The 21,486-nt window shown below is 39.4% G+C and carries 27 protein-coding genes and 1 riboswitch; of the genes, 11 read left to right on the top strand and 16 right to left on the bottom strand.

The window, feature by feature from the left end:
* The first annotated feature begins 7 nt into the window (after positions 1 to 7).
* Genes JOC54_RS06260 through mnhG form a run of 3 tightly spaced genes read left to right on the top strand, consistent with a single transcriptional unit; the run spans position 8 to position 1,117 of the window.
* Positions 8 to 487, top strand: coding sequence for a Na+/H+ antiporter subunit E (locus JOC54_RS06260; protein WP_204465177.1), 480 nt, complete (start codon positions 8 to 10; stop codon positions 485 to 487).
* Positions 487 to 762: a Na(+)/H(+) antiporter subunit F1 gene (locus JOC54_RS06255; protein ID WP_054793913.1), complete on the top strand. Its 276-nt coding sequence runs from the start codon at positions 487 to 489 to the stop codon at positions 760 to 762. The genes JOC54_RS06260 and JOC54_RS06255 overlap by 1 nt, the downstream gene beginning before the upstream one ends.
* Positions 749 to 1,117 (top strand): monovalent cation/H(+) antiporter subunit G, encoded by a 369-nt coding sequence (gene mnhG / locus JOC54_RS06250; protein ID WP_204465175.1) that lies wholly within the window; start codon positions 749 to 751, stop codon positions 1,115 to 1,117. Before JOC54_RS06255 ends, mnhG begins: the two co-directional genes overlap by 14 nt.
* A gap of 27 nt (positions 1,118 to 1,144) precedes the next feature.
* Here mnhG and JOC54_RS06245 read toward each other — a convergent pair whose 3' ends face one another.
* Complete coding sequence (locus JOC54_RS06245) at positions 1,145 to 1,918, bottom strand: phosphatidylserine decarboxylase (RefSeq protein WP_204465174.1); 774 nt, start codon at positions 1,916 to 1,918, stop codon at positions 1,145 to 1,147.
* A gap of 99 nt (positions 1,919 to 2,017) precedes the next feature.
* On the opposite strand from JOC54_RS06245, the gene pssA reads away from it, so the two are divergent.
* The 3 genes from pssA to thiD all read left to right on the top strand — a co-directional run bounded on the left by pssA (position 2,018) and on the right by thiD (position 4,103).
* A complete protein-coding gene (gene pssA, locus JOC54_RS06240) occupies positions 2,018 to 2,557 on the top strand; it encodes a CDP-diacylglycerol--serine O-phosphatidyltransferase (protein ID WP_204465173.1) in 540 nt (179 codons plus the stop codon).
* A gap of 240 nt (positions 2,558 to 2,797) precedes the next feature.
* Complete coding sequence (locus JOC54_RS06235; RefSeq protein WP_035422118.1) at positions 2,798 to 3,073, top strand: HU family DNA-binding protein; 276 nt, start codon at positions 2,798 to 2,800, stop codon at positions 3,071 to 3,073.
* 20 nt (positions 3,074 to 3,093) lie between these two features.
* Positions 3,094 to 3,198, top strand: a riboswitch (TPP riboswitch).
* Between the two features lie 74 nt (positions 3,199 to 3,272).
* Complete coding sequence (gene thiD, locus JOC54_RS06230) at positions 3,273 to 4,103, top strand: bifunctional hydroxymethylpyrimidine kinase/phosphomethylpyrimidine kinase (RefSeq protein WP_054793911.1); 831 nt, start codon at positions 3,273 to 3,275, stop codon at positions 4,101 to 4,103.
* On the opposite strand, the gene JOC54_RS06225 is transcribed toward thiD, so the two are convergent.
* Positions 4,093 to 4,323 carry a WYL domain-containing protein gene (locus tag JOC54_RS06225; RefSeq protein WP_204465172.1) on the bottom strand — a complete coding sequence of 77 codons (231 nt, stop codon included), beginning with the start codon at positions 4,321 to 4,323 and terminating at the stop codon, positions 4,093 to 4,095. The two genes, thiD and JOC54_RS06225, sit on opposite strands and share 11 nt — an antisense overlap.
* A 105-nt stretch (positions 4,324 to 4,428) precedes the next feature.
* Positions 4,429 to 6,009 (bottom strand): BclA C-terminal domain-containing protein, encoded by a 1,581-nt coding sequence (locus JOC54_RS06220; protein WP_204465171.1) that lies wholly within the window; start codon positions 6,007 to 6,009, stop codon positions 4,429 to 4,431.
* A 261-nt stretch (positions 6,010 to 6,270) separates the two neighbouring features.
* On the opposite strand from JOC54_RS06220, the gene JOC54_RS23340 reads away from it, so the two are divergent.
* Together JOC54_RS23340 and JOC54_RS06215 are read left to right on the top strand one after the other, a co-directional pair.
* Entirely contained in the window at positions 6,271 to 6,525 is a 255-nt protein-coding gene (locus tag JOC54_RS23340; protein WP_367617769.1) for a BCCT family transporter, read from the top strand.
* Entirely contained in the window at positions 6,476 to 7,957 is a 1,482-nt protein-coding gene (locus JOC54_RS06215; RefSeq protein WP_367617768.1) for a BCCT family transporter, read from the top strand. Before JOC54_RS23340 ends, JOC54_RS06215 begins: the two co-directional genes overlap by 50 nt.
* Before the next feature lie 34 nt (positions 7,958 to 7,991).
* On the opposite strand, the gene JOC54_RS06210 is transcribed toward JOC54_RS06215, so the two are convergent.
* The gene (locus JOC54_RS06210) at positions 7,992 to 8,804 is read right to left on the bottom strand and encodes a uroporphyrinogen-III synthase (protein ID WP_035442207.1); all 813 of its coding nucleotides are present in this window, start codon (positions 8,802 to 8,804) and stop codon (positions 7,992 to 7,994) included.
* Between the two features lie 121 nt (positions 8,805 to 8,925).
* On the opposite strand from JOC54_RS06210, the gene sigK reads away from it, so the two are divergent.
* A complete protein-coding gene (gene sigK / locus JOC54_RS06205; protein ID WP_035418619.1) occupies positions 8,926 to 9,633 on the top strand; it encodes an RNA polymerase sporulation sigma factor SigK in 708 nt (235 codons plus the stop codon).
* Between the two features lie 32 nt (positions 9,634 to 9,665).
* On the opposite strand, the gene JOC54_RS06200 is transcribed toward sigK, so the two are convergent.
* A complete protein-coding gene (locus JOC54_RS06200; protein WP_204465170.1) occupies positions 9,666 to 10,616 on the bottom strand; it encodes a bile acid:sodium symporter family protein in 951 nt (316 codons plus the stop codon).
* A 146-nt stretch (positions 10,617 to 10,762) separates the two neighbouring features.
* Here JOC54_RS06200 and lplA point away from each other — a divergent pair, with 146 nt between their 5' ends.
* Both lplA and JOC54_RS06190 read left to right on the top strand, forming a co-directional pair.
* Complete coding sequence (gene lplA / locus JOC54_RS06195; protein WP_204465169.1) at positions 10,763 to 11,752, top strand: lipoate--protein ligase; 990 nt, start codon at positions 10,763 to 10,765, stop codon at positions 11,750 to 11,752.
* Positions 11,753 to 11,928: 176 nt separating this feature from the next.
* Positions 11,929 to 12,537 (top strand): NUDIX hydrolase, encoded by a 609-nt coding sequence (locus tag JOC54_RS06190; protein ID WP_035418617.1) that lies wholly within the window; start codon positions 11,929 to 11,931, stop codon positions 12,535 to 12,537.
* Between the two features lie 32 nt (positions 12,538 to 12,569).
* On the opposite strand, the gene JOC54_RS06185 is transcribed toward JOC54_RS06190, so the two are convergent.
* The 11 genes from JOC54_RS06185 to alaS form a co-directional block, all read right to left on the bottom strand.
* Positions 12,570 to 12,806, bottom strand: coding sequence for a YrhC family protein (locus tag JOC54_RS06185; RefSeq protein WP_035418615.1), 237 nt, complete (start codon positions 12,804 to 12,806; stop codon positions 12,570 to 12,572).
* Positions 12,807 to 12,884: 78 nt separating this feature from the next.
* On the bottom strand, positions 12,885 to 13,580 hold the full coding sequence (gene mtnN / locus JOC54_RS06180) for a 5'-methylthioadenosine/S-adenosylhomocysteine nucleosidase (RefSeq protein WP_204465429.1): 696 nt from the start codon (positions 13,578 to 13,580) through the stop codon (positions 12,885 to 12,887).
* Between the two features lie 182 nt (positions 13,581 to 13,762).
* Entirely contained in the window at positions 13,763 to 14,425 is a 663-nt protein-coding gene (locus tag JOC54_RS06175) for a YrrS family protein (protein WP_035418614.1), read from the bottom strand.
* Between the two features lie 136 nt (positions 14,426 to 14,561).
* A complete protein-coding gene (gene greA / locus JOC54_RS06170; protein WP_035418613.1) occupies positions 14,562 to 15,038 on the bottom strand; it encodes a transcription elongation factor GreA in 477 nt (158 codons plus the stop codon).
* A 62-nt stretch (positions 15,039 to 15,100) separates the two neighbouring features.
* Entirely contained in the window at positions 15,101 to 15,736 is a 636-nt protein-coding gene (gene udk / locus JOC54_RS06165) for a uridine kinase (RefSeq protein ID WP_035418612.1), read from the bottom strand.
* A 2-nt stretch (positions 15,737 to 15,738) separates the two neighbouring features.
* Positions 15,739 to 16,410 carry an O-methyltransferase gene (locus JOC54_RS06160; protein WP_035418643.1) on the bottom strand — a complete coding sequence of 224 codons (672 nt, stop codon included), beginning with the start codon at positions 16,408 to 16,410 and terminating at the stop codon, positions 15,739 to 15,741.
* Between the two features lie 65 nt (positions 16,411 to 16,475).
* Entirely contained in the window at positions 16,476 to 17,627 is a 1,152-nt protein-coding gene (mltG, locus tag JOC54_RS06155; protein ID WP_054793594.1) for an endolytic transglycosylase MltG, read from the bottom strand.
* Positions 17,628 to 17,744: 117 nt separating this feature from the next.
* Entirely contained in the window at positions 17,745 to 18,035 is a 291-nt protein-coding gene (locus JOC54_RS06150) for a DUF1292 domain-containing protein (RefSeq protein WP_035442208.1), read from the bottom strand.
* A gap of 33 nt (positions 18,036 to 18,068) precedes the next feature.
* Positions 18,069 to 18,491, bottom strand: a complete 423-nt coding sequence (gene ruvX / locus JOC54_RS06145) for a Holliday junction resolvase RuvX (protein ID WP_035418642.1) — start codon at positions 18,489 to 18,491, stop codon at positions 18,069 to 18,071.
* The gene (locus JOC54_RS06140; protein ID WP_035418611.1) at positions 18,491 to 18,760 is read right to left on the bottom strand and encodes an IreB family regulatory phosphoprotein; all 270 of its coding nucleotides are present in this window, start codon (positions 18,758 to 18,760) and stop codon (positions 18,491 to 18,493) included. The genes ruvX and JOC54_RS06140 overlap by 1 nt, the downstream gene beginning before the upstream one ends.
* 83 nt (positions 18,761 to 18,843) lie before the next feature.
* Complete coding sequence (alaS, locus tag JOC54_RS06135) at positions 18,844 to 21,486, bottom strand: alanine--tRNA ligase (protein WP_035418610.1); 2,643 nt, start codon at positions 21,484 to 21,486, stop codon at positions 18,844 to 18,846.

The raw sequence follows: 21,486 nt of genomic DNA, 5'->3' as shown, positions 1-21,486 counted from the left end.
ATATACCATGGCCTTTCAATTATTAATTAACGTAATAATTGCCATCGTGTGGATGCTGTTTCAGAACAGCTTCACAATTGTTGATTTTGTTATTGGATTTACAATCGGTTTTTTTGTAGTCCTTGTCTTAATTCGTTTTAAAGGGTATGAATTTTATTTTTCTAGAGTGCTTGCTTTGTTGAAACTTATGCTCATCTTTGCTAAGGAACTTGCAATTGCTAATGTCGTCGTATTGAAAGCTGCATTTAGTCCTAAAATGGATGTTGCTCCAGGTATTGTAGCCGTTCCAACAAAATTAGAAACAGATGCTGAAAAAACATTATTTGCTGTAATGATGACATTAACACCAGGCACACTGTCCATTGAATTCTCATTGGATAATAACGTCATTTTTGTCCATGCCCTTGATGCAAGAGACCGTGAGGGAATTATTGACTCGGTCCAAAACACATTTGAAAAAAGCATTCTGGAGGTGACTCGAAGATAATGTTTGAGACGATCTTATCATGGATTTTAGTCGCAAAATGCGTAGGAGCCCTGCTCTGTGTCATTCGAGTCCTCATTGGTCCTACTTTATCTGATCGAATTGCAGCTCTAGATACTCTAGGCTTAATGCTCATTGGTTTTGTGGGGATTTTAATGATTATCCAAGATACCATTGCGTACACTGAGGTTGTGCTCGTTATAGCAATCCTTGCTTTTATTGGTTCAATTGCTTTAGCGAAGTTTTTAGAAAGGGGGACTTTATTTGACCGCGATTGAGTGGACAATTGTCATCCTTGCAAGCGTCGGTACGATCTTTAGTTTTGGTGCCGGCTTAGGCATCATTCGGTTCCCTGATGTCTATTCTCGTTTACATGCAACTGGGAAGAACGCAACTGCTAGCGTCATTTTGATTATGTCAGCAACATTTATTTATTTTCTTATTGAACACAATATGTTCATCGGAAAAATCTTGTTGACGATTCTATTTGTTTTTTTGACAACCCCTGTTGCAGCGCTCCTTATCTCCCGGTCAGCTTATCGTATTGGAGTTCCAATGGATAAGAGCTCTGTAAGAGATGAGATGAAGCCTTATTACGACAATGAAAAATCTTCTCCGGCAAAAAATGAATAAAGACTTGCGAATTCGCAAGTCTTTTTTCTATGAAGTAAAGTGGCCAATTTCTTCTCCCATTTTCACCTCTAACTGCGTAAGTGTAGGATGAAATGAATTTTTTTCAAATAGCAAAATGACAGTGGAACCGAATGAGAAATGCCCTACTTCTTCTGCCTTATCCCAATCTGCTTCTTTTTTCGTTCGAACAATCGTATTAATATTCATTGCGCCCACCTCAATCATGGCGGTAACGTTGTTGTTACGGTATAGGTAGTTAACTTGACGATAATTTAACGACAGCGGTTGTTTTCCGTAAAGTAAACCTAATTGATTTACAGGATAGGATCGATTTCCTAACAGCTTAGACTCTTTTACAATGCATTCAAAGGGGCTATGAATTCGATGATAATCACGCGGACTTAAGTAAAAAATAACATAGTAGCCTTCTTCATATTTTCTTCCTTCATGCTCTGAACCTAACATGTCGCTAAGCGAATAAAGTTGCCCTTTCACTTTAAAAGTAGCTCCCTCTTCAATGATCCCTCTTTCCTCACAAACGCCGTCTACTGGAGAGACCACAATATTCTGCCCAGCTGCAACAGGACGTACGTCAGTCTTTAAAGGACGGGTGAACAACGCGTGTAAACTCTTAAAATCTTTTTTATCGTAAAACGATTCATCCATATTTAACTGGAATGTTTTTATGAACGTAGGAATTAAAAGTCTACTCGCTTTTGATTTAGCGAATTGTTTAATAAGAAATGAACTCCACTTTCGATTTGTAAGCTCAATACACAGTTGAAACATTTTTCTTTTCAAATTAATCACCTTTAGCCATTTTTAAATCATTCAATACGAATGTATGGTATACTTTGGTATTATACCACGTAATTAAACTCGAAAAGAGGTGATTCATACGTGTTTCTATTAAATCAGCTTGATTTAACTAGAAAAAAAATAAAAGGACAGCTAGCCAATATTTTAACACTGATTAATTTAGGTTTTGGGATTACTGCTATCATGTTTATTTTTCAAGGAAGCATATGGTATGGTTTTTTATTCATTGCGATTGCTGCTTTATTTGATCGATTTGATGGTCTTGTTGCTCGTAAGTTAAGAATTGAAACAGAGTTAGGTAAACAACTTGATTCTCTTAGTGATCTTGTTTCGTTCGGTGTAGCTCCTGCCCTTCTTGTACAACAAGCTAGCCTAATGCCTTTAACGATCATTGGCGGCACTGCTGTTGTCTTATTCATCCTATGTGGCGCGCTTCGCTTGGCACGCTTCAATATTACCGATTCTCCCAATGAATTTATCGGGTTACCGATTACAGCGGCAGGGTGCATATTAGCTTTCTTGACTTTATTTAACGATACGTTATCTCCAGTCGTTTATATTGCAATTATGATTTCTTTATCAGGACTCATGATTAGTAATATTCGGGTAAAAAAAGGGTGATGTTTAAAGACACTACCTGATGGAATTGTGCATTTTCTTATTGAAAAATGGTAAATATGGTGTATCTTTCGCCAGAATACGCGTAAAAATACGACGTATGGCTTGACACCAATAGAATTCATGAGTAAATTAAGGGCAGGCAGTTCCGCTGCCCGCTTCCATAAGCGATTAAAAGCATACATATTATTCTCTTTTAGGAATAATAGGCTTATTTTAAGTTTAGAAAAGGAGTTTTTACAGATGAACAAAACAGATCTAATCAATGCCGTTTCAGAGCAAGCAGAAATTTCTAAAAAGGATGCTTCAAAAGCAGTGGACGCTGTATTTGAAGGAATCACTAATTCCCTTGTGAATGGTGGAAAAGTACAACTAGTAGGTTTCGGGAGCTTTGAAGTTAGAGAGCGTTCTGCTAGAAAAGGCCGTAACCCACAAACTGGTGAGGAAATTGAAATTGCAGCAACTAAAAACCCAGCTTTCAAACCAGGTAAACAATTGAAAGATGCGGTTAACGAATAGGAGCTTCACATAAGGTTAATATATTCCACTAGGGGTGCGTTTAAGCTGAGAGAAGGTTTTTTTAACCTTTAACTCTTCAACCTGATCTAGTTAACACTAGCGTAGGGAAGTGGACAAGCAAAGAAGTTCATTCTTTGTTAGAACAGTCGCCTCTTAATAAACGGGCGACTGTTTTTTATTTGAAAGGATGTCATCTATTTTGAACTCTGTTTATCGAGCTTTAACAATTGCAGGAACAGACCCGACCGGAGGAGCAGGAATTCAAGCTGATTTAAAAACATTTCAAGAGCTTGAAGTCTATGGCATGAGTGTAATTACTTCACTTGTTGCACAAAATACGACCGGTGTACAAGCTATTCATGATTTACCAATTGAATTCATCGAAAAACAATTTTACGCTGTTATGAGTGATATATACCCTAATGCCATTAAAACAGGAATGATTGCCCAGCCTGACATGATGGCTTTATTAAAAGAAAAACTAGAAGAACATCATTTAGTCACTTATGTTTGTGATCCCGTTATGATGGCCAAAAATGGTGATCCACTTCTTGAGAAACATGTTCGTGCCACTTTAAGAGATACACTTGTAGCAGTATCAAGTATTGTTACACCAAATATTGCTGAAGCAGAAGATTTAATAGAGATGAAAATTGAGACAGTTGAGGATATGAAAAAAGCAGCGACACGTATTGTAAAAGAACTCGGAGCAAAAAGTGCAATCATTAAGGGTGGTAGCTTAGCAGGGGACGCTGTAGACGTGTTCTACAGCACGAGTGAAGGTATTATAGTATTTGAGGCGCCTCGTACCGATACGAAGCATACACACGGTACAGGCTGTACTTTTTCAGCAGCTCTTTGTGCAGAACTAGCAAAAGGATCATCCATCTACCAATCTGTTCATAAAGCTAAACAATTTACTGCAGACGCTATCTATTGGTCCTTAAACCTTGGTAATGGATATGGTCCAACAAACCATTGGGCACACCGAATGCAAGGATTACCTACACAGTACAACACTAAAGGCTAAAACGATTCTTATTAGAATTATCTTGTACATTCGAACATGATAAGATCTGTTCAATTGAAAATGCTCTAAACGCTTGCTTTAAGTGACAGAAACAAAAAAGATGCGTCGTAGTTAGAGTGTAAACCGTTACCAAACGTTGTGATAATTTTTTATTCTTTGCTTCATAGATAATTTCAACCTGTTTCCGATCACGTGCAGCTTTGGTTAATAAATGTTCCATGATGCTTCCCTCCTTTATCTAAGTATAATCACGGAACGTGCGTTCGTCAATTTGAATTAGTAAAAAGCTCACCTAATAAGGTAAGCTTCTTTTTTTCCGATTGAATTACGCGATGCGAACGATTTGCAAAACTGCACCTTGCCCAGCTACTAATACTGCTGCACCAAGCAATCCAAACAATTCAACCTCTACCAAATCTCCTGCTGCTAATGTTGCCACAGCGTTTCCAGATAAATTTGTAACAGCAACTCCTGGTGATACAGCCGAAGACGTTAACGGGGTACCGTTAACTGTTAAACGCAGACCTAATAATAATCCTGCAGTTAAATTAACGCCATAGGAAATGCTATACGTCCCCGCTGTATTGATTGTGAAACCATCTCCAGCTGGAGTAATACCAGATGAAAGTTGGTTACTAGGAACTGGTACGGTTGTTCCTCCTAACAAAACAGCTATCGTTGAACCTCCATTTGTTCCAAATGCATACGTGCTTGTTAGCGATTCTCCCGTTGGACTAGCTGGACCGGTCGCACCTGTAGCACCTGTTACCCCTGGTACACCAGTCGCTCCAGTTGGTCCGGTAATGCCAATCCCGGCTGCGACCAATTCAAAATCTGGTGATACACCTGGAGTTCCTGTTGGAGCGTCTACAAGTACACGGTAAATGCTTCCTTCAAACGTAACAAGATCCCCTGCTACTAATGTTGGTGCAGTCGCTGGGTCAAACAAGGTTACCCCTTCTAAACCTACTCCTGTTGCTCCAGTCGGACCAATTGCACCTGTTGGACCTGTTTCCCCTGGTAAACCGGTTGCTCCTGTTGGACCAGTTATGCCTATTCCTGCTGCGACTAATTCAAAATCTGGCGATGCACCTGGAGTTCCTGTTGGAGCGTCTACAAGTACACGGTAGATGCTTCCCTCAAACGATACGAGCTGGCCCGCTAATAGTGCTGGAGCAGTCGCTGGATCGAATACAGTTACTCCATCAAGACCAAGCCCTGTTGGACCTGTTACCCCTGGTAAACCCGTTGCTCCCGTTGGACCCGGTAATCCGGTTGCTCCTGTTTCACCCGGCAATCCCGTTGCTCCTGTTTCACCTGGCAAGCCGGTTGCTCCTGTTGGGCCCGGTAACCCTGTTGCTCCTGTTTCACCTGGCAATCCTGTTGCTCCTGTTGGGCCCGGTAACCCTGTTGCTCCTGTTTCACCTGGCAAGCCGGTTGCTCCTGTTGGGCCCGGTAACCCTGTTGCTCCTGTTTCACCTGGCAATCCTGTTGCTCCTGTCGGGCCCGGTAAACCCGTTGCTCCTGTTGGACCTGATATACCTGTGTCACCTGTACCGCTGCCAATGATCAGCTGAAACTCTGGGGACGTTCCAGGTGTACCAATCGGAGCATCCACCAACACCCGATAAATGGATCCATCAAATGAAACAAATTCTCCTGCAACAAGGCTAGGTCTTACTAGCTCACTAAATGGAATTATATTATCAAGCCCTAATCCTGTTGGACCTGTTGGACCCGTTGGACCCGTTGGACCCGGTATACTCGTTATTCCGGTTACTCCTCCGGGAGGTCCAGTTGGTCCTGTTGGGCCTGTTGGACCAATTTGACCAGGACGTAAAAACCCTCCACCATTAGTCGGTGTCCTTGGAAACCTTTGTATATTATTACAATCAAAATAATCCATTCTTTACTCCCTCCTCTTTTTTCACCGCATAATTGCAGCTCTTAAATAATATGAATCTCTCGCGAGAATCGCTTGTGTGGACTACACGGTATTCTACTAGTTATTAGTTGATTTCTTACTAGAATAATTCTTTCAATTCTTAATTATAAAACCATTTCTGTTTTGCGGTTATGTTCTTTAATAAAAATAGACATCGGGACGTTTGATCTTTATAATCTGCTTATGCCCATTTAATACATATAAAGGTAAGGAGATTTTTAATTGGAGAATAAACCTGTCGGTAAACTGACAAATGTTTTTTATTGGACACTTGGAATATTAGTTATCTTCGTTGGAATAGGTATACTGTTTCCTTCTCAGCTCGAATCTGTAACTGCTACAGTGCGTAATTTCATTGCTGATGTTTTTGGTTGGTATTACTTAATTGTTGTAACAATCTTTTTGTTAGTCTGCTTGTTTTTTTGTTGTGAGTCCGTTTGGAAAATTACGTCTAGGAAAAGAAGACGACAGGCCTGAGTATAGCTACTTAACTTGGTTTGCTTTTCTTTTCAGTGCTGGTCTTGGCGTAGGACTTCTCTTTTTTGGTGCGGCAGAGCCGATCGCTCACTATGCAATTGAAGCTCCAACTGCAGATGAAAACACTGGTCAAGCTGCATTGGAATCGTTAAAGTATGTCTTCTTACACTGGGGTTTTCATGGTTGGGCGATTTATGCCATTGTCGCTATCTGTCTTGCTTATTTTAACTTCCGGAAAGATATGCCTGGCTTAATAAGTGCTACTCTTTCTCCACTCATTAACCCTAAAGGATTTTGGGGTCAAATAATTGATGTTATTGCTATTGTGGCTACATTATCAGGAATTGCTACGACTCTGGGTTTCGGTGCTGCGCAAATGAACGGTGGCATTTCCTTTCTAACAGAATTCCCGAATAGTTTTGGTTTGCAACTTGTTATCATTATTGTCATTACCATCTTGTTTTTAATTTCCGCAAGCACTGGTTTAGACAAAGGCATTCGTATATTAAGCAGCATGAATATGATTTTAATCATGTTAATGTTATTGTTTTTTATGGTTTTTGGCGCCTCACTTTACTCACTCAATTTGTTTACAAATACACTCGGACAGTATATTCAATCATTACCTGAGTTAAGCTTTAATATCGCCCCAAATAGCTCAGAACACCGCGAATGGATTAATGCCTGGACTCTTTTTTACTGGGCATGGTGGATGGCTTGGTCCCCTTACGTTGGAACATTTATTGCACGCGTATCACGCGGACGTACACTGAGAGAATTTGTCATTGGCGTATTACTCGTTCCACCAATAGTTGGCTTCGTTTGGTTCTCCTTTCTAGGTGGTACAGCTATTTCAATTGAGTCACAAGGAATTGCAGCCATTTCGAGCTTAGCTGAAGAGGAAGCCCTATTCGGTGTTTTAGAGACGATGCCGTTTAGTACGATCACTTCATACATTACCATTTTCTTAGTCGCTGTCTTTTTCATCACGTCCGCGGATTCAGCAACCCATGTTTTAGGAAGTCAGTCAACAAATGGTTCACTTAATCCCCCAACAAAAATTAAAATTTTATGGGGTATCCTGATGTCAACTACGGCTGCTGTTCTTTTGTATAGTGGTGGCTTACAAGGTTTACAAAATACAATGATAGTCGTTGCTTTTCCATTTTCCATTATTATGCTTCTGATGGTTATCTCATTGTTTAAAGCGTTGCGTCATGAACACTTAAAAAAAGAAGTCAACCAAAGACGCCTGCTCCGTGAAATTGCTGAGTTACGGCAATTTAAAAGCAAGCAAGAACGTGCTGAAAAGAAACGGTTGAAGGAAGAACGAAAAAAGAAGAAAAACGAAGAACGCCCAGAAAAAAAATTAAATGAGAAAAAAGCTAGAAAGAAAAAATACAAAACAAATAAACCTCCTAAAAAAGAATAAAAAAACGTGTTGTCTAAATCAGACAACACGTTTTTCATCTTCTTTGGTCAATGTATTTTCCTAAGTGTATGACCATTGCGCCCATTCTTTCTTTTTCTGGAAACAACACACGAGACACTCCAGACTCTGTTAATGCTTCGGCCGTTACTTTTCCGACTGCTGTCGCAAGGACAGCAGTTTCTAAACATGAAATTAAAGCTTGTTCAAGGCCACGAGCCTTTGCACATGCAAACAATGCCTTTACTTGCAATGCAGAAGTGAAGCAAATTGCATCATAACATTCCTCTTCTAAAAGCTCGTTTAGTAACTGATCTGCTATATCTTGATTTGGAGCATGATGGTGATAAGGTAACCAGATTGTCAATTCTGCTTGTTGTTCACGAAAAAATAATTCCAGTTCCGGTGATCGAATTCCATAAAGCTGGACAACAACCTTTTTTCCTTTAAAGCTGTATGATTCTAATTTCTGTAATAACTGCTTTGTTGTCCCATCATCTGAAACGAGTTCGAAGGGAACCTGTTCTTTATTAAGTACGGCTACCGCCTTATACCCTCTAACCGCTACATTGGTTTTCCTAAGTTTATCCACAAATTTATCTTTTACTCCTAGCTCATCAGCATGTTGTAAGAAGGTTTCAATTCCAATACCAGTCGTGAAAATAAACCAATCAATCGTAACATCCAAACTGTCGAAAATGAGTTTTTTGATGACAGCGGAATCTTCAATAACTGTACCTTGCATCGACCGAACCCGGCTTTCTCCTCCTTGCTTCTTAATTAATTCTTGCATCTCCTCTGTCTTACGAGATGCGGTTAGTGCAATCCGTTTATTCTGTAAGTACTTCATAAGCCCTCCCCTAATTTTCGTCTTGCATGAAAGTAATCAAACGGTTCTGACCATCTGTATTTTCTTGGTACAGACACAAACAAGCCCGGCAGCGCATACGTATAAATTGGAGGTGAAGATGATGTCTGCTATACTTGCTGCGATCACTTATTTTGCAAAAGAAGTGATTGTTTTTGTTTCGTATGTAAAGAACAATGCTTTTCCTCAACCTTTAAGCAAGGATGACGAAAAAAAATACTTAAAATTAATGGCAGAAGGCGACAAAGAAGCGCGAAATTTATTAATTGAACATAATTTAAGGCTTGTGGCCCACATTGTCAAGAAATTTGAAAACACACGTGAAGATGCGGAGGATTTAATATCGATTGGCACAATCGGACTCATTAAAGCAATTGAGAGCTATTCTGAAGGAAAAGGGACAAAACTCGCTACCTATGCTGCCCGTTGTATAGAGAATGAGATTTTAATGCATCTCAGAGCTTTAAAAAAAGTAAAAAAAGATGTCTCTTTACACGATCCGATTGGGACTGATAAAGAAGGAAATGAAATTAGTTTAATTGACATTCTTCAAGAAGATGCAGAAGATATTGTTGATCTATTACAAGCTAAGATGGAGAAAAAGCAAATTTATCAGTACATTCACGTACTTGATGATCGTGAAAAAGAAGTGATCGTTGGTCGTTTTGGCTTGCAATTAGAGGAGGAGCGCACGCAGCGTGAAATCGCAAAAGAGCTCAATATCTCCAGAAGCTATGTATCAAGAATTGAAAAACGAGCATTGATGAAGCTTTTTCATGAATTCTACAAGCACAGTCGCGGAAAAGGTTAAGCAACAAGGAGATGGCTAAATGCATCTCCTTTTTAGCTTTTTTTCACCGATCTCCATTTTCCAAAAAAGGCAGCCAATACTTGTTGAAATAACGTCCCTACAATGACCGGCAACGTTACAGCAGGTGGAAAATACACTACTGCAATTGCAGCACCAACTCCGATATTTCTCATCCCAGTTAACAACATCATACTTAATTGGTCTTCTCTTGAAAACTTAGCCCATTTCCCTACTAGAAGTCCTGTAAAATAACCGATAATAGCTAAGATAAAAACGGTTGCTGTAATTGAAAAAAGTCCGAAATCAAATGCACGGAAGTATGGAGCGGCGACAGAGCTATTTAAACAGATGACAAATAACAATCCTAGTTTTGTAAACGGTGCACCTATCTTGTGAATTGGACTAACCCAATTAGGTTTATAAACATGCATTACAAGCGCTAACACGGAAGGCGCAACAACCATCCAAAACACACCAAGTAAAATTCCGAGTGTATCTAGATCAATTACCGCTCCGAAAAAAACAGCTAATGTTGCTGGAATAAACACGGGAGCAACTAACGTGTTAACTAAAATAACGCACAGTGCTAGCGTACGATTCCCACCATAAACAGAGATCCACATTAAAGACACAATGCCAGTTGGGATTGAAAAAGCCAGAACTAAACCCGTTCGCGTAAAATAATCATCGTTAAATAACAGCCAACCGACTCCGTAAGCTATAGCTGGCATAACAACTTGTAAAAGCAAGAGTACAAAAGTAAACGGCAATGGAAAATGGACAACTTCTTTCAAATCAGCAGGATGGATTGTAATACTATTTGCAAATGACATGAGTGCAAAAATCCATGGTACTAAATACACAAACCCTTCTAACTGAGCGGCAGCTAACACGCCCATTAGCACAGCTACTGGAGTTAAAAACGGTAACCCTTTTTGTAATAATTTATTAATGTAAATCAAAATAGAATCTCGCTTCCTCATTCATAGTAAGTCTACTCCTTTGGAGCTATCATAGCCTTAATTGTCACTATGATCTAGTTTAAACCATTTGTTTAAGCGAAATAGTCGATTAAAAGAAGGGAAATAGGTATACTAAAAAAGAATGGAATTGAAAGGGGCTATCTACTATGAAATTTATTGACAATGCAAACATAACCGATCCACAGATTAATTTAGCTATTGAAGAATGGGCGCTAAAAAATTTAGATCCTGAAGAAACCTATTTACTTTTCTACATAAACGAACCATCCATTATAATAGGGAAAAACCAAAATACATTCGAAGAAATTAATCTCGATTACGTTAAAGAAAATCATATTCATGTTGTACGTCGCCTTTCAGGTGGTGGAGCTGTTTATCACGACCTAGGCAATTTAAACTTTAGCTTTATTACAAAAGATGACGGTGACTCGTTCCATAATTTCAAAAAATTTACGGAGCCTGTTGTTCAAGCATTAAAACAATTAGGTGTAGACGCTCAATTAAGTGGCCGTAACGACATTCAAGTAGGCGAACGAAAAATCTCAGGCAATGCGCAATTCACAACAAAAGGTAGAATGTTTTCTCACGGTACACTCATGCTTCAATCTGAGATAGAAAACGTCGTTTCTGCCCTTAAAGTGAAAGATGAAAAAATCAAATCAAAAGGGATAAAATCAATCAGAAGTCGTGTTGCGAATATCTCCGAATTCTTAAATAATCCAGTCACAATGGATGAATTTAAACAACTTCTATTGAGCTACATCTTCAATAACGAAACGAATATTCCAAAACATGATTTAACGGAAAAAGAGTGGAACGAAATTCATGCACTATCAAAAGAACGTTATCAAAATTGGGATTGGAACTATGGAAAATCTCCTTCTTTTGATATCCAACGCTCCAAACGCTTTGCAATTGGTTCGATTGATTTACGCTTAAATGTAAAAAAAGGCATGATAGAAGCGTGTAAGATTTATGGTGATTTCTTTGGTGTTGCGGATGTTTCAGAACTTGAAAAAGTGTTTATCGGTAAACGCTACGATGCAAAAGAATTAGCACAAACGCTTGAGGACGTTGATTTAAAAGCTTATTTTGGCAACATAGATAAAGAAGAATTCCTAACGTTAATCTATTAAATAAAAAAAGCGGCGACCAGTTAATGGTCGCCTCAATTGGGGAGAGAGACAAGAAAGAACAATTCGGAAGCAAAGGTTGCATCCTTTCCTTACTCTTACTCTATCGGATATCCACGTGCTAGACAGCAATTGTGTTACATCATCTTACAAACAAGTTTTTAAAGGAGGTTTGCGTCGTGCACTTCCATGAAATCAAACAGAGACTTACTACTGAACCAGTAGCATCGCATCAAAAAGACGCAGCAATCCTTCTTCCGCTCGTTCAAATTGAAAATCAGGTTCATATTCTTTTTCAAGTTCGTGCACTCTCATTAAATGCGCAACCTGGAGAAACCTGCTTTCCAGGAGGGCGAATTGACCAGGCAGATTCGACGCCTAAAGATGCAGCAATCCGCGAATTCACTGAGGAACTGGGAATTGACCCTTCCCTTCTTAGTATTCTCGCAGCTTTGCCAAAAATTGAATCACCACGAAAAGGTTTAATCTATCCATTTGTTGCAGAAGTGTACTCACTTGATACCATCCAGCCTAATCCAGAAGAGGTTGATGACTGGTTTACAATCCCACTTGACTACTTGCTTCATACCGAGCCTACAACAGGCTATATAACGATTACAATTGAACCTGGTGAGAATTTTCCGATCAATCAAATCGCAAATAAACGAGCTTATGAAAGAAAGACCTATCAGATGCCAGAGTATTTCTATACATACAATAATCGCATCGTGTGGGGTCTGACAGCACGGGTGCTAAATAGCTTCTTACAGCACCTAAAACAGCAATAAACGACCTTATCCGCTAGATAAGGTCGTTTTAGCTATTTATTTTCTAGTTTGTCTAATTGTATTTTTGCCCGGTAAGAAAGCAGGTGGCAGCTACATGCACATAGAAGCGATACACCAATCACAGTAGCAAGCCAAAGTGTCGGCTGAATCTGATAAGGTTCAGGGAGCCAAAGCCCAATCGTCAAGAAAAAACTTACCGCTAAAAATATTAAGCTAAATCCATGGTAATCTTGTTGTGCACACTTAAGATCCTTCTCTTTCTGTTCCACTTCATCTCCCCCTCATAACGCTATCTTAGCAGAGATCAAGAATGGAGATGACACTGTTTTCTTGGAAGGATAGGTAGATTAATCCACTAATTCTTCAATCATAAACATGACTTGCTTTGCTGAATTTACCGCAGATTTTTCTAAGAATGTGTCATAGGACATTTTCGCATCCTGACCTGCCACATCAGATAGTGCACGAATAATTACAAATGGAGTCTTAAATTGATGGCAGACTTGCGCAATCGCACCTGCCTCCATTTCTGCACAATACGCAGTTGGAAAACGTGTCTTAACTTCATTCACACGTGATTCCTCACCCATAAATGAATCTCCAGTGACAATTAACCCCTCTTCTGTGTGAAATCCGACTTTTTCCGCTGCTTTTTTCGCTGCCGCCATTAAAAGTGGTTCAGGAAGAAATGCTGGAACCATCCCAGGCACTTGCCCGTACTCATAACCAAATACCGTTGCATCTACATCATGGTAGCGCACTTCAGTTGATATAACGAGGTCTCCGACGGACATGGTTTTATTTAAACCACCCGCAACACCAGTATTAATTACATAATCGGGTTGATAGCGGTCATTAAGCAATGCCGTAGCTAATGCCGCATTGGCTTTACCGATTCCGCAGCGGGTTAAAACGACTCCAGCTTTTCCAATCGTACCTTCTGTAAATTCACAATCGGCAATAGTTGTAACAACCGGGTTTAAAATTTGTGTTCTTAAAAACTCTACCTCTTCTTCCATTGCTCCGATAATACCGATTTTCATCAAAAACCTTCCCTTCTTCCATAAGCATTCGTATTTTAGTATACACAGAATAAAGACGAATTTCATGCATTAACTTTTTTCACCTTATTTTATTGTCATAGTACTTCTTTTCGCTACTCTATAGTACTAAGGATCATTCTGTTCATGAATAAAGCAATGCGCTGTGCGCATTGCTTTATTCACTAATTGCGTGGGTTTGATTGATGCTCTGTTACTTGCCCAATTCTCCAACCTTGGTTATCTTCCCACTCTAGTCGAACCTGATAATAGAGGCCTGTACTATATTCAAGCAATGTACCTACAGAACTTGTTGTGGACCCACCATTTCCTAACCACATAAGCTCTGATGTAGAGCTGTTGAGGCCTGTTGCTTGATAAAGAGCTTGAACCATTTCATTCCAGTTTTCACCAGAGCTACTAAAATCATTTGGTGTTGGGTTGGCTTGCTCCGTCTGCAAAATATCCCCTTCAGCAAGGGTTGCACCATCTGATTGCTCTTCTTCAGTTTCCTCGTCTTCGTTCGTGCCCTCTTCCTCTTCTGTTCCTTCTACATCTTCGTCTTCTTCCGTTGCTTCATCATCTTCCGTATTACCTGACTCATCTTCTGTTCCTTCATCTGAATCAGGAGCAGCTTCTTCATCCTCGTCAATTGTTTCTCCTTCTCCACCTGTCTCACCTATACCTGTTTCCGGCTCTGGAACGTTTGCATCTTCAGAACCCCCGAAGAAATTAATAAGTAAACTACCTCCAAGAAAAAGAATTAATGCTGCAACAACGGTGATAGCAATATTTAAGATACGATTACTAGTGCGGTTACTTTTACGTTTTTGATAGCGTTGGCTCATCTTATATTTACCTCCAATTATCCTACGTGTCCTGACTTCATTATAGCTCGTTTCAGTTAAACTTCAACCGATAAGAAGTACCGTTTTTCTTTATAAAAAGAAGCTTCCTGTTAAAAACACAGGAAGCTTTACGATTCTATCGAATTTCAAGAATTTCAATTTGCATCTCACCAGCAGGCGTGTTGACCGTCACTCGATCTTTGACTGTTTTTCCAATCAAACTTTGTGCCATTGGAGAGTCATTTGATATCTTTCCTTCAATTGGGTCAGATTCAGCAGAACCTACAATTGTGTATTCTTCTTCATCACCATCAGGAAGTTCCATTAGCCTAACTGTTTTTCCAAGTGATACAACATTCCCATCCACTTTTTGATTTTCAATCATGATTGCATTTCGAATCATTTTCTCTAACTGGGAAATTCGACCCTCAACAAAAGCTTGATCTTCCTTTGCAGAATCATATTCAGAGTTCTCTGAAAGGTCACCAAAACTACGAGCTACTTTTATACGTTCAACGACTTCTTTGCGTCGCGTTGTAATCAAATGCTGCAACTCATCCTCTAACTTCTTTTTACCTTCTTCTGTCATATAATGTTTTTTCTCTTCTGACATTCTTTTTTCACTCCTCAAAATTATCTAGTTCATTATTCTAAAGCAGAAAGATTACCATTTCATTAGGTTGACTGCTGCTCAATAACGGTACGAATTTTTGTTGCCATTAAATCAATTGCTACTTTGTTTTCTCCACCTTCAGGTATGATGACGTCTGCATATCGCTTAGTCGGTTCCACAAATTGCAAGTGCATTGGTCTAACGACCTTCGTATATTGCTCGATAACCGAGTCTATAGAGCGTCCACGGTCTTGAGTATCTCGAAGAATTCGTCTCATAATTCGAATGTCCGCATCCGTGTCTACAAATACTTTTATGTCCATCATACTCCGTAAACGTTCGTCTTCAAGTATCAATATTCCTTCAAGGATAATAACATCTTTTGGAACAATTTTTGACACTTCTTTCGCTCGCGTATGGTTTGCATAGTCATAAGCTGGCTTAAAGATAGGCGACCGGTCTGTTAATTGCATTAAATGAGCATAAAGCAATTCATTATCGAACGCAAGTGGATGGTCATAATTTGTTTTCAGACGCTCTTCGAATGCTAAGTGGTCTTGATTTTTATAATAGGCATCCTGTTCAATTAAAACAATGGACGACTGATTAAACTGGTTGAATATTTCTTTTGCAACCGTCGTCTTACCAGATCCGGTTCCACCTGCAACTCCAATGATAACAGGTCTGTTTGAGTTCATGATTATTCCTCTTTCAACCAAGTTACATGGTCTTTTTTTATGCTACAAGCAAGGCCATCACCAATTGGCAAAATTCTTGTTTCATATTGTGGATGATCCGAAAGCCATGTGTTATACCGTTGAATTTTTTCAACTAATTTTTGATAGCGTTTCGGTTGATCCGATAAGTCTTCTTGTGCAACAAGTCCACGAAATAAGATATTATCACTTAAAACGAGTCCTGCTTCATCCAAGAAAGGAGTATATAATTCAAAAAAAGACTGGTACTGTCCTTTTGCAGCATCAATAAATAATACATCAATCTTGCTTAATTGCGCAACAGATTCAACCGCTTCTTTCGCGTCTCCATGGATAACCGTAATTCGATCACTCAAATTCGCTCGGCTAATGTATGCTAACGCTTGGTTGTATCTCGACTCATCTCGTTCAATTGTTGTTATTTGAACAGAAGGAAGCGCTTCCGCCATTTGAATAGCGGAATAACCAATTGCCGTTCCAATCTCTACAATGTGAGCTGGCTGTTTTAAATTTAAGAGGATCAACAAGGCATTCATGGCTGTTAATTCCATAATAGGAACACCCTCTACTTGAGCAACATGTTCCATTTCAGCCAAAATCGTAGAGCGCGATGGCGTGAGTGCTTCAACATACTTTATTATTTCTTGATTAATCATCTTGTCATCCTTTTTCACGTTATGCAAAGGGGACTCACAATCCCCTTTGCATTGTCATTCTTGTTTTACTCAGTATCCTCACTTTGTGCTGCTTCTTCCCACTCATGGCGATACGTATTTCGAGCTTCAAGGTGTTGATCATAATCTTCGTTGTATATGATATCACCATTATAACGAGCATAAAAGTAAATGTACTCCGTATCATTGGGATCAGCAGCTGCTACAAATGATTGCTCACGAACGGTTGCTATCGGACCTGGTGGTAACCCCGTGTAGCGGTACGTATTATATGGCGAATCAATATCTAGGTCTGCATATGAAGTCATATAGATATGCTCTCCTTGCGCATAGGCAACGGTTGGATCGACTTGCAGCATCATTCCTTCGTTTAATCGATTATGCAAGACACCTGCAATTTCAAAACGATCAAATGATTCACGTGCTTCCCGTTCAATAATAGACCCCATTGTCATTAATTCGTGAAATGAATACTCACTATTTTCAACAAGCGTCTTATTGTTCTGGTAAACGCGTTCTGTTTGATTTAGCATATCTTTTATCACAGCCTCAATACTTGGCTGCTCATCTTCAAACTGATAGCTAGCAGGAAATAAGTACCCTTCAAGCGGATGATGAATATCTTCATTCAATATCTCATCGGTTAACATTTCATATTCTTCAATTAAACCTGTTACATAGTCTTGATTATCAATATACTCAAAGACCTCTTCTTGCGATGTACCAGTAAATTCAGCCAGACGTTCTGTTACTGTATTTAAAGTTAAACCTTCTGGAATGGTAATCGTTGAAGCAGCTTCCGCTATGACTCTACCATCTTTTAATTGCTCAATTAGCTGATCTGTATCCATTTCAGTATTTAATGTATACGTACCCGCCTGAAATCCCGATTCATTTTTATAGCGTGTATAGTACCTAAATAAAGAAGCGTTACGAATTAAACCCTCTTCCTCAAGGATCGTGGCAATACCAGTTGTCGATGTATTTACAGGAATGGTTACTTCTATATCATTACCTTCGCCTTCAGCATCAACAGGTTTTAAGGCATTCGATAAATACGTATAACCGCCAATTAAACCAATTAAGATTATAGCAAAGATAACCGATAAGCAGATTAATACAATCTTACGCACCGTTCTAGCTTGTGATGCGCGCTCTTGGTAAATTTCATTGGAATCTTGCTTTGTATGTTTTCCCATTAATTGCCTCCTTATCCATCCAATTATACTACATTCTGAATAATTAGTGTAAGAATTAGACAAATTTCAGCATAAAAATAAGTTTGAACCCGTGCAACGTTGCACGGGTTATTTGTATTATTCGTCTTCCTCATCTGAAAACGTATTAAGCATTTCTTCAATCATGCTCCATTCATCATCCGTTTCAACTGGGAAAAAAGCAATATCGTTCTCTTCACCTTCGCGGTCTTCATAACGAAACGCAAACACTTCAACTTCTTCTTCTTCATCTTCTTCTTCGCCAACAGGAATTAGTACAATGTATGATTTTTCCGTTTCGTCTACAGTAAAACGAAAAAGTTCATCAAATAAATGTTCTGTGCCTTCTTCATCTGGTATTACAAAGCGTTCTTTTTCTTCTTGTGTCATCTTAAATCCCTCTATTCTTTAATTTAACCTTTATTATGAATGAGCTTGTCGATCTAAATAACCTTGTAAAATTAAAACAGCAGCCATTTGATCAACTACTTTTTTTCGTTTTTTGCGGCTTACATCAGCATCAACAAGCACACGTTGAGCTGCAGCAGTCGTCAAGCGTTCATCCCACAAAATGGTTTCTACATTGCTATACGTTTTTAACGTCTCTGCAAAAGCCTCACTACGCTGTCCACTCTCACCGACGGTTCCATTCATATTTTTAGGGTAACCAATAACTACTTTTTGAACATCATGTTCTTTAATTAGATGTGCAATTGATTCGTAATCAGACTGTGTCTGCTCTTCTTCACGCTTAATGGTTGGAAGCCCTTGGGCTGTCCAACCAAACGCGTCACTTAGAGCAACACCAATCGTTTTTGTTCCTACATCAAGACCAATAACTCGCATCATTTTCCTTTTCCATGTTCTTGGAGATATGATTTTACTAACGTTTCAATAAGCTCGTCTCTTTCCAGCTTTCGAATAAGCGTTCTAGCATCTTTGTGACGAGGAATATAGGCTGGGTCTCCAGATAGCAGGTATCCGACGATTTGATTAATCGGATTGTACCCCTTTTCTTCAAGAGCATCAAAAACAGACAAGAGCACGTCTCGAACCTCTTCGTCAAATGAATCATCATTAAAATTGAACTGCATTGTATTATCCATTGAACTCAATCGCTCTCACCTCTTTACGTTTATCGTCAGCAAAACAACGTGTAAAAGCTACAATACCCTCATTGTACATCATTCTAGTTCGATTAGGAAATTGATTTAACATACTCGTCTACGTATGCTAAGGCTTCTTCTAACTTAGACGGGTCTTTTCCTCCAGCTTGAGCCATATCTGGACGACCGCCACCACCACCGCCAGTTCTTGAAGCGACCTCTTTAATTAGCTTTCCAGCGTGATAACCTTCAGCCATTGCTTCTTTCGTCACACCTGCAACAAATGACACTTTGTCACCAGTTTTAGCACCTAACACAATAACGGCTTTTAAATATTGTTGTTTTAGTGTATCAACCATTGCGCGGATGGCATCCATATCTTTCGCTTGAACAACAGTCGCAACTACTGTTACATCACCGTAGTTTACAGCTTTATCACCTAGGTGACCTGCTTCAACTTGACCGAGTTTAGCGGTTAATGATTCATTCTCACGATTTGCATCTCGAAGCTCACTTAAAACACCGTCAATGCGCTGCGGTATATCCTTGAATTGCTTCACTTTTAAGCGGTCCTTTGCATCATAAAGAATAGACAGTTGATCATTTAAAAATTCATATGCACCTTTAGAAGTGACTGCTTCAATTCTACGAACACCTGCACCAATTCCTGATTCAGAAACCACTTTAAACAATCCTATTTCTGCAGCATTGCGGACATGGCACCCACCACATAACTCTAAACTATAATCACCTACTTGAACGACGCGGACTTCATCACCGTACTTTTCACCAAATAAAGCCATGGCTCCCATTTCTTTCGCTTCAGCTAATGATTTTGTCGAGATTTCTACCGGTAATGCCAACCAAATCTTTTCGTTAACCAATTGTTCAATTTGTTTCAACTCATTGGGTGTTACTTGGCCAAAGTGAGAAAAGTCAAATCGTAATCTTTCACTGTTAACTAATGAACCAGCTTGATTTACATGTTCGCCTAACACATCTTTTAAAGCCTGATGTAATAAATGTGTAGCGGTATGATTTTTGACAATATCTAACCGTTCACGAACTTCAATTCGAGCTTCAACTTGATTCCCTACTGCTAGCTCCCCAGATTCTACTTCAACCGTGTGTAGATGTTGACCGTTTGGAGCTTTTTTCACATCAATCACACGACCATAGCCTGTCTCTGTTTTTATCGTACCGCGATCAGCAACTTGTCCGCCACTCTCAGCATAAAAAGGAGTTTTATCAAGTAACATTGATGCTGTTTGTCCTGTACCTACCTGTTGGACTGATTCTTTGCCAATAATTAGCGTTTGAATTGTTGCTGTCGTTTCTGACTTTTCATAGCCTACAAACATGCTTGGCGCCTTTAACTCACCAAAAATATCTTCTTGAACTCCCATTGAAGATGATTCCTGACGAGCTGCTCGTGCTCTACTTCTTTGACCTTCCATCTCACGCTCAAATCCATCACGGTCAACTACAAGTCCTTGCTCTTCTACATATTCTTCTGTTAGATCAACTGGAAATCCATACGTATCGTATAAGCGGAACGCATCGGTGCCTGCAATCATTTGTTCATTATTTGTTTGCGCTTGAGCAATAAGATTATTTAAGATTGCCAACCCGTCATTAAGTGTTTCATGAAACCGCTCTTCTTCCGTACGAATAACCCGTTGAATAAAGTCTTGTTTGCTTTCAACTTCTGGATAGAAATCTTTCATGATTGCTCCAACAACGGGAACTAACTCAAACATAAACGGCTTGTCAATTCCAATTGTTTTTGCAAAGCGCACCGCACGACGTAGTAAGCGGCGTAAAACATACCCACGACCCTCATTCGATGGCAACGCCCCATCACCAATCGCAAAAGCAACCGTACGAATGTGATCAGCAATGACTTTAAAGGCAGCGTCTTCTTCACTATCGCTTTGTTTATACTTTGTGTTAGCAAAGTTTTCTACTTGGGCGATTATCGGTAAGAAGAGGTCTGTATCGTAATTTGTTCGAGCGCCTTGGATCACAGAAACCATTCTTTCTAATCCTAAGCCAGTATCAATATTTTTCTTAGGGAGTGGCGTATACGTGCCATCAGCATTATGATTAAACTGAGAGAAAACCAAATTCCAGATCTCTAAATATCTTTCATTTTCTCCACCTGGATAAAGTTCAGGATCATTACTGTCATTTCCATACTCTGGACCACGATCATAGAAGATCTCCGAATTTGGTCCACTTGGTCCTTCACCGATATCCCAGAAGTTTCCTTCAAGGCGAATGATTCTTTCCTCTGGAACACCAATTACTTCAGCCCAATGCGCGTAAGCCTCGTGATCTTCAGGATGAACCGTTACTGATAGTTTCTCAGGATCAAACCCAATCCACTTTTTATCCGTAAAAAACTCCCAAGCTAAATCGATCGATTCTTTTTTGAAATAATCACCAATCGAAAAATTCCCAAGCATCTCAAAGAACGTGTGATGGCGCGCCGTTTTACCGACATTTTCAATATCGTTTGTGCGTATTGATTTTTGTGCAATGACGATCTTAGGATTTTTAGGAACCACTCTACCATCAAAGTACTTCTTTAGCGTTGCAACGCCACTATTTATCCACAATAAGCTTGGATCTTCAAATGGGACGAGTGATGCACTCGGCTCAACGGAATGGCCCTTTTCTTTAAAGAAGTCAATAAACATTTGACGTACTTCAGCAGACGATAATTGCTTCAT

The sequence above is a fragment of the Shouchella xiaoxiensis genome (assembly GCF_016907895.1).
GTDB lineage: Bacteria > Bacillota > Bacilli > Bacillales > Bacillaceae_D > Shouchella > Shouchella xiaoxiensis.
Note: the sequence above shows the minus strand (reverse complement) of the source record. Positions and strands in the feature narration are given on the sequence as shown.